Source organism: Photobacterium sp. 2_MG-2023 (assembly GCF_030547675.1).
GTDB classification, from domain to species: Bacteria; Pseudomonadota; Gammaproteobacteria; order Enterobacterales; family Vibrionaceae; genus Photobacterium; species Photobacterium arenosum.
This window is the reverse complement of record NZ_JAUOQQ010000010.1, coordinates 105,802-118,586: the sequence shown is the minus strand read 5'-3', so window position 1 is coordinate 118,586 and position 12,785 is coordinate 105,802. Positions and strand designations below refer to the sequence as shown.

Sequence of the window (12,785 nt, the reverse complement as noted above, 5' to 3'; positions counted from 1 at the left end):
TTTATCAGGCTTTCACCGGGATCTGTTTCAGGATGGCGACCATTTGCTCCCAGAACAGGCCAACGGTTTTAATGTTCACCTTTTCGTCGGGGGAATGCGGAAATTTAATGGTCGGACCGAAAGAAATCATATCCATGTTTGGGTACGGCTCTTTAAACAAGCCACATTCCAGGCCAGCATGGATCACCATGATATCCGGGATATTACCGTAAATCTCTTTGTAAGTGTCGCGGAACAGATGCATCACTTCTGAATCCGGGTCTGGTTTCCAGCCCGGATAGGCGCCGGAGAACTCACACTGTGCGCCAGCCAGCTGGGCCAGGGCGCTCAGCGCGTGTTCAACACTGCTACGGCCAGAGTCAATCAGAGAGCGGATCAGACACAGCAGGGTCACGCGGTCAGTCTCTGTGGTGATCACGCCCAGGTTCAGTGAGGTTTCAACGACACCGGGAATGTCGTCGCTCATGCGCACAACACCGTTCGGACAGGCATTGATCAGTGCCAGAAGACGTTGCTGGCTGTCAGCACAGAGCACATCTACAGGCAATTCGCTGTTTTCAACCGACAGTTTGATACCGGTTTCTACGTTACCCAGCTCGGTATTCAGTATGTTTTGGAAATGACCGAAGCGATCCTGCAGCGCATCAGCCTGTCTGGCTGGCAGCGTAACGATGGCAAAGGCTTCGCGGGGAATCGCGTTGCGCAGTGTGCCGCCTTTGAGGCTGTGTACTCGCAGCCCCAGCTCTGCGGCATGGGCAAACAGGAAACGTCCCAGCAACTTATTGGCGTTGGCACGGCCGGTGTGAATATCACAGCCAGAGTGGCCGCCTTTCAGGCCTTTGATCATCAGTTTGACAGCAGTGTGCTCTGCCGGAACCGTCTCACGCTCAATCGCCAGAGATAGCTCGGCATCAACGCCACCGGCGCAACCCATGTAGATTTCGCCTTCCTGCTCTGAATCGGTATTCAGCAGAATATCGCCTTCCAGCCAGCCTTCCTGCAGACCAAATGCACCTGTCATACCGGCTTCTTCATCAATAGTTAGCAGTACTTCCAGAGGGCCGTGCTCAATATCTTTCGAGGCCAGTACAGCCAGACAAGTTGCCATACCAATACCGTTATCTGCCCCTAAGGTCGTTCCTCTGGCGGTTACCCACTCACCGTCGATATAAGGCTGAATTGGGTCAGCAGCAAAGTCGTGATCTGTGTCTTCATTCTTTTGCGGAACCATATCAATGTGTGCCTGAAGCACCACGCCTTTGCGGTTTTCCATTCCCGCAGTGGCTGGCTTTGTAATAAATACGTTGCCAGTGGGATCTCGGCGTACGGCCAGGCCTTCGGTTTCAGCAAAACGTATGATGTGTTGAGCCAATGCTTCTTCATGCTTGGACGGGTGTGGTATAGCGCAAATTTGATCAAAGAATTGCCACACGATTTGTGGCGAAAGATGGCTGATTTCAGACACAGAACTCTCCCTAATAAACTGTCATTCATGCTGCCTTACCCGGACTATCATAGGGTGAATTTCCGGGACAGGCAGATGAATATCTTACCTCAGCCACAGGGAGCTTGCTATTAATCCACTTTGCTTTTCGCTAAATCTTAAATTGAGAGATCTGTACATTAAGGTGACGACCACTAGCGAGCAGTTGCTCACTGGCCGCCGCAATCTGCTGACCCTGTGAAACATGGCTGTGACTGTGTTCACTCAGTTGCGACAGGCTGATGTTAATGGCTTCTGTCGCATCGGACTGCTGCTGGCTGGCATCGGCAATGTGTTGATTCAGATCTCGAATAGTATGAATTTGCTGACTGATCGCTTCCAGTGCATTGGCGACATCCTGGGCATGTTTTACCGTACTGGCTGACTGCTCACTTGTCTGGATCAGGGCGTTACTGACATTGCTGGAGCGATTCTGCAGCCGGGTGATAATGGATTCTATCTCATTGGTACTGGACTGAGTGCGGGTAGCCAGAGTACGTACCTCATCGGCGACTACGGCAAAACCACGGCCCTGCTCGCCAGCACGGGCTGCTTCAATGGCGGCATTCAGGGCCAGCAGGTTGGTCTGTTCAGCAATGTTGCGGATCACGTCCAGCACAGCTCCTATGGCTTCAGAGTCTTCGGCCAATGCTTGCGCACTTTTATTGGTTTCATCCAACAAGGCGAGCAGGGCACGCATTTCCTCTCCCGAGCGAGATACAACACTCAGCCCCTGTTCACTGTGAGATTGCGCTGTTGTTGCGGCGTCGGCAGCTGTTGCTGCCGAGCGTGCGACTTCCTGGTTACTGGAATGCAGCTCTGTCATGGCCGAGGCGACGGAATCCACCCCCTGATGCGCCTGACTTGCACTCTCGGCCGTGGTGTTGGCGACGGCATTGAGCTGACTGGCGGCCGAACTGATATGCTCACTGACGGGTTCGACAGCACGCAGCATGTCGGTGATTTTATCGGCAAACTGGTTGTAGGCAGTAGCGATGAGGCTCAGTTCATCATTACCCTGAACCGGCAGGCGCCGGGTTAAATCACCTTCACCGCGGGAAATATCCTGCATGGCCAGCAAGGTGGATTCACACGGGGCGGTAATGCTGCGGCCTATCACTTTGGCCAGAAGCAGCATCAGGATCAATGAAGCGGCCAAAATGAGCCCGAGGCGTTGTAACTCTGTGTAAAACAGCGCTTTGACATCATCGACATATATCCCAGATCCCAGAATCCATCCCCAGGGGGCAAATCCTTTTACATAGGAAATTTTATCAACAGGCTCAGAGTGACCTGGTTTTTCCCACTGATAATCGACAAAGCCCTGGCTTTGCTGCCTGACGACGTCTGCCATGCTGACAAACAGTGTGTTGCCGAGCGGATCTTTGAACTGGGAGAGATCTTTACCGTCCAGTTCGGGTTTGAACGGGTGCATCACCATGTTGGGATGGTTATCGTTAATCCAGAAGTAATCATTATTTTCATAGCGAAGGCTGGCGATGGCCAGTTTTGCCTGCTGTTGTGCTTCAATGCGTGTCAGCTGGCCCTGAGTTTCCTGCTGGTAGTAGTAAGCCAGCAAACTGTGGGCACTCTCGACCAGATTTCTGGTTTTATCTCGTTTTTGGTCCAGAAGGGTTTCCTGATAGCCAGATATAAAGGTAATCAGAGGGAGCAGGGTCAGAATGGTAATGATCAAGCCCAGCAGATACAGACGGCTGCTGATAGATAGTGAACGTAAGTGAAGGAGTTTTGTCATAGCGCTTTCTTCCTTGCTTGCACTCAGGCAAATGACCTTCACTGATGTTGTCTGCTTCTTCGGAAATTAGGTATGCCACTTTAGTCTCATTTGTGTGGATTTATGGCCTGGTTAACATAGTTCGTGGTGTAATAAATTACCGTTAATGGGTATTATTGAGAGGTTTGTTCACAAAAGTGTGACGTAGTTAAAATTAAAGTTGTAATTAAATTACCATATAGTTATTATTATCCCAAGTTGAAAAACGATAGTTAGCACAGGGAAAGGTCAGTGCATTAACTCCAGGGAACCGAGATTGGTGGCCAGGTTGCTCTCAGTTAGCCTCCAGGCAATAAAAATATATTAGGAAGTCGTTGTCATGAATGTATATGAATCCACAGCAAAATTTTGGAACAATAAAGGCGTTTTCAGTGGTGCGTTTAGCTACCCGCGATCTTTTGGTTACTGATAATTGAATTGCTCACGGCACACATCCCCCTGATGTGCCTGCAACTTTAGCGTTGCGAACAGATGTTCACCCCCTAACTTTCAAGACTAATCAGATAATTGCTCTGCTGCAGTGATTGCTGCCGACAGAGACCCGATGACTTAGTTTTGCCGCCACCCGGGAAAGGGTGGCGTTTTTTTTATCTTCCGCTTAACTCATTTTACTTTCACCCGGCATTTTTGATGATAATGTTGTGAAAAGGAATGTATTCGATTACACCCTGCCTAACAGAGTAAAGACTTCACTCTTTATATATGATTAAGCGTTTGCTTTTGCTGTGAAAAATTTAATCGCTTAAATATCAATCATGAATGGTTAATTTTAACTTGTTGGTTTTTATCATATTTAATGGGGTTTCGGTGTTGGGTTGGATTAAAATCAGCCATATATCTGACATTGACTGATATTTCTGACCCGTCTGGTAATTTACTACTGATAAGCCTATAATCGCCCCCCAAAATTACTGTGACGCAATCGTTTACTATTTGCTGTTATACTTTTTGCGTTTCAGAGGTAGCAAACACTTTTCTCCAAGGACCAGAGAGCAATGCTAGAGAAGCTGTTTAAGTTAAATGAAAACGGGACCAATGTTCGTACCGAAATGCTGGCTGGTGCGACGACCTTCCTGACGATGGCCTATATCATCTTTGTGAACCCGTCGATGCTGGCGGCGACAGGAATGGATAAAGGGGCCGTTTTTGTTGCAACCTGTCTGGCGGCGATGATCGGCTGTTTCATGATGGGCTTAGTGGCAAATTATCCGGTTGCTCAGGCGCCGGGCATGGGGCTGAATGCTTTCTTCACTTATTCCGTAGTTTTGGGAATGGGTCATACCTGGCAGGTGGCGCTGGCGGCGGTCTTCTTCTCGGGCCTGTGTTTTATCGTGCTCAGTCTGTTGAAAGTCCGTGAGTGGTTAATTCATGCCATACCACTCTCGTTGAGGACGGGCATCACGGCGGGCATCGGGTTGTTCCTGGCATTTATTGCCTTGCAAAGTGCGGGGATTGTCGTCGATAACCCGGCAACGCTGGTTCAGGTTGGTGACTTCACCAGTTTCCCGGCAGCCATGGCAGCGCTGGGTTTCATTCTGACCATTGCACTGGTTCATCGCGGTTTAAAAGCTGCGGTTCTGATTGCCATTCTGATCATTACGGCATTGGGGATTTTGTTTGGCGACGTCCAGTACCACGGCATTGTTTCTTTGCCGCCAAGTCTTGCGCCAACCTTCATGCAGCTGGATTTCAGCGGTGCCATGGATGTAGGCCTGGTGTCGATCGTCTTTGCTTTCCTGTTTGTGGATCTGTTTGATACCGCCGGGACGCTGGTGGGGGCAACCACCAAAGCTGGCATGGTCGACAAAGACGGCAGGATGCCGCGCCTGGGTCGTGCGCTGCTGGCAGACAGTACCGCAACCTCCGTGGGTGCACTGCTGGGAACATCCAACACGACGTCTTACGTTGAAAGTGTTGCTGGTGTTGCGGCAGGCGGTCGGACCGGTCTGACGGCTGTGACTGTGGGTGTCTTGTTCCTGCTCGCGCTGTTCTTCTCGCCGCTGGCGGGCATGGTACCTGCTTACGCGACGGCCGGCGCATTGTTTTACGTCGCCATCCTGATGATGTCGGGGCTGAACAGCATTGACTGGCGTGACTTAACAGAAGCGGCACCTGTCGTTGTGGTCTGCCTGCTGATGCCGTTAACATATTCCATTGCAGAAGGGATCGCGCTGGGCTTTATCAGCTATGCAGCGATCAAGTTGCTCAGTGGTAAAGGACGCGAGGTGAATATCAGCGTCTGGGTTATTGCCGTGCTGTTTGCAGCTAAAATCATCTTTTTATAATTTGTTTATCGACCAGCGGTTTTTATTCGCTGATTTAGAGGTTCATCGGATATGAGTAATAAGTTCGTCATCACCTGGGACAACATGCAGAGTTACACACGCCAGCTGGCTGAGAAGCTGCTGCCGGCTGAGCAGTGGAAAGGCATTATCGCTGTGAGCCGTGGCGGTCTGGTACCGGCTGCCATTCTTGCGCGTGAACTGGGTATTCGTCATGTTGATACAGTCTGTATTTCAAGCTATGACCACGATCATCAGCGTGATATGAAAGTACTGAAAAAAGCAGAGGGTGATGGTGACGGCTTTATCGTGGTGGACGATCTGGTGGATACAGGCGGTACGGCTGAAATGATCCGTGCTATGTACCCGAAAGCAAAATTCGTTACCGTGTGCGCCAAACCTGCCGGTAAACATCTGGTTGATGATTATGTTGTCGATATTGCTCAGGATACCTGGATTGAGCAACCCTGGGATATGGCTGTGACTTATGTTGATCCAATTGCCAAGCGCTAAGTAAAACAGCTGCCCGGCATTTTTTCGAAAAGGAGCGAACAGGCTCCTTTTTTTGTGCCTGCCGTTTGGGGTAATGGCTGAGAAAACATATACAATATAGCCAGATTTAATGTTATCGCTGTGGTGGCGGTAGCAGGTTCTGAACCGACAAATGCAGGAGTCAATTGTGTCTGAGCCTTCTAAGGTAAACTTGTCTGAAAAATTGTTTGCTCCTCGTCAAACGACCAAAGAAACCTCGAGTCTGGTTAAACTGGCCCATACTTCATCCCAGGAAGTTCATAACGCGCTTGATGGGGACAGTGAAAGCGGCTGGTACCGGGTTCTGCGACGTCCGCAATGGATCTGGCAAGGCGTTGATCCTATTGAAATGGAAAGTGTCTTTGCCAAAATTGCCAGTGCCGAAGCACAACGTACCAATGATGAGCTGCTGGACACAGTGATCGGCTACAAGCCTGGTAACTGGGTCTATGAATGGTCGCAGCTGGGCAGTAAATACCAGCGCTTAAGCCGCGAGAGCCTGGATAAAGGCGACAAAGAACAGGCCGCTAAGCTGCTGCTTAAAGCGAGCACCCATTATGGTATTGCGGCCTATCCGCACCTGAAGGGGGATGAGCTGGCCGCCCAGGCGGAGCTTCAGGCGACCCTGACCTACAAAGATGCCACCGAACTGATGCCGCATCAGGTGAAAACCATTGATGTCTCCTACCAGGGCAAAAAATTTCAGGCTTTTATTCACTTGCCTTGTACCGACAAGCTGTTGCCGACCGTGATTGTCAGTGGTGGTCTGGATACATTGCAGACTGAGCTGTGGCCCTTGTATCAGGATTACTTCGGACCGGCCGGTTTTGCGATGATCACACTGGATATGCCATCGGTTGGCCACAGTGCGGCCTGGCCATTAACCGAAGATACCAGCCGGCTTCATCAGGCATTGCTGCAACAGGTGCGTGATGTGCCCTGGGTTGACCATAACAGGGTTGCGATGCTGGGGATACGCTTTGGCGGCAATGCTGCTATCCGGCTGGGGTTTCTGGAGCCGACACGGCTGAAAACCAGCATCAGTATTGGCGGTATTATTCATGGATTACTGAGCCAGCCTAAGTTGCTGAACAGTATGCCCAGAATGTATCTGGACATGTTTGCTTCACGGATGGGGAAAAACTGGGTGTCTAAAGCAAGCCTGGTTTCGCATATGAGCGCCTGGTCGCTCAAGCAGCAGGGGTTGCTTGCCCGTCGTAAAGTCGACATCCCTATGCTGGGCGTCAGTTTAAAAGATGATCCTGTTTGCCCTGAGACGGATAACCAGCTGATTGCTTTATCAAGCCGGGGCGGGAAAGCGGTGACTGTACCTGCGGCACCTTTGCACGATGGCTACCACAGAGCGATGAGCACGGTAGTCGACTGGTTGAAGGACACACTGTAAAGGTCGCTTTGTCTGGTCCGAGGATGTAAATAATATGTTGCCATTTCATTGGCCTTGTGCGTTAAATGGTCATTCCAACAAGGGATATTTTCAGAAAGTTGCGCTTTTTTTGAACTCCGACTAAGGATGGACATGCTATGCCAACACAAGTCATTTTTCCTCCTCATGGCCGCCTGATGACCAAGCTGACCGCGCTTGGCCCGTATCTTCGCCAGCAGCACTCATCCGAAGGGCATTTTTTCTTCGATTGTCTTGCCAGTTGCATTAATGCCAAGAAAGCACCGGAAGAACGTGAGTTCTGGGGCTGGTGGCTGGAAATGGTTGAAACAGCGGCCGGCTATCAGTATCGCTATTATTTCGGGCGTTATGACATCAATGGCGACTGGCTGGAAGATAAAGTGCCGGCCAAACACCTTGAGCCAGTTCAGCAGACTCTGGATGATTTTTATCAGAAGCTTATCACTTTGCTTGATCAGGAATACTCGCTGACGCTGAGCCCGGCATCGGATCTGTCAGCACCGACTTTATCCGTTTCGGCCTGATTTTAGTATTAAACCCTGAAAAAACAGAAAATGCGCCGCTACCGGCGCATTTTTCTTGTGCTTTACGGTCGGGGTTGATAAAACAAATGCCATTCATCCGCATCCTTTTTGAATCTTCATGGCAGACAATCACGAAAAACACGCCAGTGAGCAAAGTGCTCACCATACAGAGAAAGCTGTAATACAGACCATAGTGGTGAAACTGGGGACCAGTGTGCTGACTGGCGGCACCCTCAAACTGGACCGGGCCCATATGGTTGAACTGGTTCGTCAGTGTGCTCATTTACGACAGCAGGGGCATCAGGTGATTATTGTGACTTCCGGCGCCATTGCTGCAGGTCGCGAGCATCTGGGTTACCCCGAGTTGCCGAAAACCATGGCCAGTAAGCAGTTGCTGGCAGCTGTGGGCCAGAGCCGTTTGATTCAGGAATGGGAACAGCTCTTCAGTATTTATGGCCTGCATGTGGGTCAGATGCTGTTAACCCGTGCAGATCTTAATGACAGAGAGCGTTACCTCAATGCCCGGGATATGCTGCTGGCCTTGCTGGAGCACGGGATTATTCCTGTCGTGAATGAAAATGATGCCGTGGCAACGACTGAAATTAAAGTGGGTGATAACGACAACCTCTCTGCGCTGGTTGGTATTCTGGCCGGTGCAGACAAGCTGTTGCTGCTGACCGATCAGCCAGGGCTGTTTACTGCCGACCCGCGCAGCAACCCGGATGCGGAACTGATACGTGAAGTCCATACCATTGATGAAACCCTGCGTAAGCTGGCCGGTGGCAGTGTCGGTGGATTAGGCACAGGCGGTATGGCGACCAAACTGCAGGCGGCTGATGTAGCCCGCCGGGCAGGGATTGAAGTAATTATTGCTGCGGGCAGCAGACCGGAAGTGATTGCCGGAATAGTGAAGGGCGAGCAACTGGGTACGCATTTCCTGCCGCTGGAATCACCACTGGAAAGCCGTAAGCGCTGGATTCTGGCCGGTCCTCCTCCTGCCGGGGACATTATTGTTGACGCCGGGGCGGCTATGGCCGTGACACAGCGCGGCAGCAGCTTGCTGGCGAAAGGTATTACTGCGGTGAAAGGCGAGTTTGAGCGGGGCGAAGTGGCCCGCATATACAGCGCTGATGGCATTTTGCTGGCCCGCGGCATTAGCCGCTATTCAAGCCTGGATATCGCGAAAATTGCCGGTAAACACAGCCAGGATATCCACAAGGTGCTGGGTTATGAATACGGGCCGGTTGCCGTACACAGGGATGATCTGGTACTGATATAACCAGAAACAGATAATCAACCCCAAGCCTGTTCAGATGGCTTGGGTTGAATTGACTTGGTAGAGACAGACCGACAAAGGGGAACAGGGTGGAATTGCAAGCAATGGGACAGGCAGCCAGGCAGGCTGCTTTTACACTGGCAACGACAGCAACAGCGCAGAAAAATCAGGCGCTGGCGTTTATCGCCGATGAACTGGAAGCCCGTCAGGCAGAAATTCTGGCAGCCAATGAAAAAGATCTGGCTGCGGCGCGCGAAAGCGGCATGTCTGAGGCGTTGCTGGATCGGCTGATGCTGAATGCATCGCGTCTTGCGGCCATCGCCGGTGATGTGCGCAATGTGATTGGTTTGCCGGATCCCGTTGGTGCCGAGTTGGATTCTCGTGTGCTGGAAAATGGTATGCGCCTGAGTCGCCGCCGTGTTCCGTTAGGTGTAGTGGGTGTGATTTATGAAGCCCGCCCGAACGTGACGATTGATATCGCAGCGCTGTGTCTGAAAACCGGTAACGCCAGCATTTTGCGCGGGGGACGGGAAACCTTCCATTCCAATATGGCGCTGGTCAGTGTTATTCAGCAGGCGATGGAAAAAGCGGGCTTGCCTGGCGCATCGGTGCAGTATATTGCCAAACCGGATCGCGAGCTGGTCTCTGAGCTGCTGACCATGGATCAGTATGTCGATATGATTATTCCCCGTGGTGGTGCCGGCCTGCACAAAATGTGTAAAGAAAAAAGCACGATTCCTGTGATTATCGGCGGCTTTGGTATCAGCCATGCCTTTGTCGATCAGTCTGCTGATTTGGTGCGCGCGCTGGATGTGGTGGAAAACGCCAAAGTGCAGCGTCCGTCCGCCTGTAATGCTCTGGATACACTGCTGGTTCATGACGCGGTGGCAGCCGATTTTCTGCCTGCACTGGCAGAGCGCATGAACCAGAACAAAGTGACGCTGGTCGCTGAGGGTAAGGCGCTGGAGATGCTGCAAGGTCAGGCCGCTCAGCTGCGCGAGGCACAAGAGGGAGATTTTGATACCGAGTGGCTGAGTTATACCCTGGGGGTGAAACTGGTGCCTGATGTGGAAGCGGCTATCCGTCATATGCAGGATCACAATGCCAGCCATTCCGATGCCATTCTGACCAATGATCTGATGTCGGCTGAGCGTTTCATCAATGCCGCAGGTTCTGCCGCTGTGTATGTCAACGCTTCAACCCGGTTTACCGATGGCGCACAGTTCGGACTGGGCGCAGAGGTTGCGGTGTCTACCCAGAAACTGCATGCGCGAGGCCCTATGGGGCTGGAAGAGCTGACAAGCTACAAGTGGGTTGGGCAAGCGGATTATCTGTGCCGCCGCTGAGGCCAGGACAGCGCTGAATGAGTAAAATAACCGGTTCAAAGCAACCGGTTATTTTTTGTCTGTCGCATCGTTCTGATCTGCTGCATCGTCCTGGGGGTGTTTATGCTTCAGGTTCTCGACTTCCTGCTGTTTTCGTAACAGCTCCTGGGTTTTGTCATGGCGGCCAAATTTCATATTGGCCGTGTATTTAATGGCGGCAATATTGCTGACCACCACACTCACAATGATGATAGAGATAACCCAGGGATTGAGCAGCCATTCCATCTCAGACCTCACAGATGTTGTTGATGTACTTACTATAAAGCGTATCAAGGTTTGCCAGAATATGCGATTTTCCTGCAACAGGTTGATCGCCTATCACAGTGGCAAGCTGGCTTGGCGTTAGCTGTTCCCGAAGCGACTGACTGACAGGAAAATAGCTGATATGCCAGGGCTCGACAGCGACACCTCCTAAATCAACGGCATAAGGCCGGTAAAAACCAAAACGGCCCATATTGTCCGTCAGCCAGGTGTTGAATGCAGCCTGATGTCCGCCTTCTTCGTATTCCCAGGGCTCTAACTGTAACTGGGTGTCTTGCGGCAGGCAGTTGCTGGCATAGACATCCAGATCCGTCCCCCAATGATGGCGGCTGGCGCCGGGCAGGGCCGACCAGCGTAAAATCGCCCGGATCTTATCCAGCTCGCTCAGACAGCTCGTATCCAGCGGCTGGCTGCAGCTGTCCAATATAGGACGCACGCCGTTGAACTTGTTATTCCAGATCAGCATCTGGCGCTCAAAGGAGCGAAAAGCGCTGGCAATCGTCAGCGCAAACCCGGCGTCAGTGGCCGCCTGCTGTAAGGCGGCCAGCGCAGCATGAACGTCCTGATGAATCAGGCGGTGCTGATACTCACAGAGATGGCTTTCATCCAGCCCTGTGAGTTGCTCCAGCGTCAGTGTGCTTTTACTGAGTGTCATGCCAGGGCTTTTTCCATCACTTTCTGGTACATATCGGTGAGCTTTTCCAGATCGGCCATCTTCACACATTCGTTGACTTTGTGAATGGTGGCATTAACCGGCCCCAGTTCCACCACCTGTGCCCCGGTGCGGGCAATGAAACGGCCATCCGAGGTTCCGCCTGTGGTCAGCAGTTCAGGACGCTTGTGAATCACGTCTTCAATGGCGCAGACCACGGCTTCCAGTAAGGTGCCTTCGTCGGTCAGGAAAGGGTGACCGCTGAAAGTCCAGATAAGATCATAATCCAGCCCGTGGGCATCCAGCACTGAATGGACTTTGCGCTTGATGTCCTCCACCGTCAGCTCGGTACTGAAACGGAAATTGAACTGGACGTGGAATTCACCGGGGATCACATTGGATGCGCCTGTACCTGCAGCGACATTGGCAATCTGAAAACTGGTCGGTGGGAAGTAGTCGTTGCCATTATCCCACACCGCGGCAGAGAGCTCGGCCAGGGCCGGCATCGCTTTGTGAACAGGATTATCGGCCAGGTGAGGGTAGGCAACATGGCCCTGGACACCTTTAACAATCAGATCGCCCGTGATGGAGCCGCGGCGGCCGTTTTTCACCACATCGCCGACTTCATGGGTGCTGGATGGCTCACCGACAATGCACATGTCGATTTTTTCATTACGCGCTTCCAGTGTATCCACCACCCGCGTTGTGCCATTGATGAAGGGGCCTTCTTCATCAGAAGTGATCAGCAGGGCGATAGAGCCTTTGTGATCCGGATTCTCAGCCACAAAACGTTCAATGGCAACTATCATGCAGGCCAGCGATCCTTTCATATCGGCGGCGCCGCGGCCGTGCAGGTAACCGTCAATGACTGTGGGTTCAAACGGCGGCGTGTGCCATTGCGCTTCCGGTCCGGCGGGCACAACATCCGTGTGACCGGCAAACACAAATAAGGGAGCCTCTGTGCCACGGCGCGCCCAAAAGTTGGTGGTATCTTCAAATACCATGGTCTCAATCTTGAAGCCCAGTTTTTCCAGTCGGGCAATCATGACATCCTGACACCCGGCATCTGCTGGGGTGACTGATTGTCGGCTGATAAGGTCTTTGGCCAGGGCGATGACTGGGCTGTCTGACATCCGTGTTTCCTTCTTAATATTGCGTAGTTAATGTGATTGT

The 12,785-nt window shown here is 51.8% G+C and carries 11 protein-coding genes; 6 read left to right on the top strand and 5 right to left on the bottom strand.

What is annotated here, in order from left to right; genetic code table 11:
- Positions 1 to 4: 4 nt before the first annotated feature.
- Positions 5 to 1,465: an aminoacyl-histidine dipeptidase gene (locus Q4491_RS10305; RefSeq protein WP_192014649.1), complete on the bottom strand. Its 1,461-nt coding sequence runs from the start codon at positions 1,463 to 1,465 to the stop codon at positions 5 to 7.
- A gap of 130 nt (positions 1,466 to 1,595) precedes the next feature.
- Positions 1,596 to 3,239: a methyl-accepting chemotaxis protein gene (locus Q4491_RS10300; RefSeq protein WP_303457245.1), complete on the bottom strand. Its 1,644-nt coding sequence runs from the start codon at positions 3,237 to 3,239 to the stop codon at positions 1,596 to 1,598.
- Positions 3,240 to 4,273: 1,034 nt separating this feature from the next.
- On the opposite strand from Q4491_RS10300, the gene Q4491_RS10295 reads away from it, so the two are divergent.
- The 6 genes from Q4491_RS10295 (at position 4,274) to Q4491_RS10270 (ending at position 10,660) form a co-directional block, all read left to right on the top strand.
- Complete coding sequence (locus tag Q4491_RS10295; RefSeq protein ID WP_192014651.1) at positions 4,274 to 5,563, top strand: NCS2 family permease; 1,290 nt, start codon at positions 4,274 to 4,276, stop codon at positions 5,561 to 5,563.
- 51 nt (positions 5,564 to 5,614) lie between these two features.
- Positions 5,615 to 6,073 (top strand): xanthine phosphoribosyltransferase, encoded by a 459-nt coding sequence (gene gpt, locus Q4491_RS10290; RefSeq protein ID WP_192014652.1) that lies wholly within the window; start codon positions 5,615 to 5,617, stop codon positions 6,071 to 6,073.
- 166 nt (positions 6,074 to 6,239) lie between these two features.
- Positions 6,240 to 7,496 (top strand): esterase FrsA, encoded by a 1,257-nt coding sequence (gene frsA / locus Q4491_RS10285; RefSeq protein ID WP_192014653.1) that lies wholly within the window; start codon positions 6,240 to 6,242, stop codon positions 7,494 to 7,496.
- 137 nt (positions 7,497 to 7,633) lie between these two features.
- Positions 7,634 to 8,038 (top strand): sigma factor-binding protein Crl, encoded by a 405-nt coding sequence (crl, locus tag Q4491_RS10280; protein WP_192014654.1) that lies wholly within the window; start codon positions 7,634 to 7,636, stop codon positions 8,036 to 8,038.
- A 118-nt stretch (positions 8,039 to 8,156) separates the two neighbouring features.
- Positions 8,157 to 9,317, top strand: a complete 1,161-nt coding sequence (gene proB, locus Q4491_RS10275; protein ID WP_192014655.1) for a glutamate 5-kinase — start codon at positions 8,157 to 8,159, stop codon at positions 9,315 to 9,317.
- A gap of 86 nt (positions 9,318 to 9,403) precedes the next feature.
- Entirely contained in the window at positions 9,404 to 10,660 is a 1,257-nt protein-coding gene (locus tag Q4491_RS10270) for a glutamate-5-semialdehyde dehydrogenase (protein ID WP_192014656.1), read from the top strand.
- A gap of 48 nt (positions 10,661 to 10,708) precedes the next feature.
- On the opposite strand, the gene Q4491_RS10265 is transcribed toward Q4491_RS10270, so the two are convergent.
- Genes Q4491_RS10265 through dapE form a run of 3 tightly spaced genes read right to left on the bottom strand, consistent with a single transcriptional unit; the run spans position 10,709 to position 12,745 of the window.
- Positions 10,709 to 10,924 (bottom strand): DUF2897 family protein, encoded by a 216-nt coding sequence (locus Q4491_RS10265; protein WP_192014657.1) that lies wholly within the window; start codon positions 10,922 to 10,924, stop codon positions 10,709 to 10,711.
- 1 nt (position 10,925) lies between these two features.
- On the bottom strand, positions 10,926 to 11,615 hold the full coding sequence (locus tag Q4491_RS10260; protein WP_237794774.1) for a M15 family metallopeptidase: 690 nt from the start codon (positions 11,613 to 11,615) through the stop codon (positions 10,926 to 10,928).
- Positions 11,612 to 12,745: a succinyl-diaminopimelate desuccinylase gene (dapE, locus tag Q4491_RS10255; protein WP_303457231.1), complete on the bottom strand. Its 1,134-nt coding sequence runs from the start codon at positions 12,743 to 12,745 to the stop codon at positions 11,612 to 11,614. The genes Q4491_RS10260 and dapE overlap by 4 nt, the downstream gene beginning before the upstream one ends.
- Positions 12,746 to 12,785 lie beyond the last annotated feature (40 nt).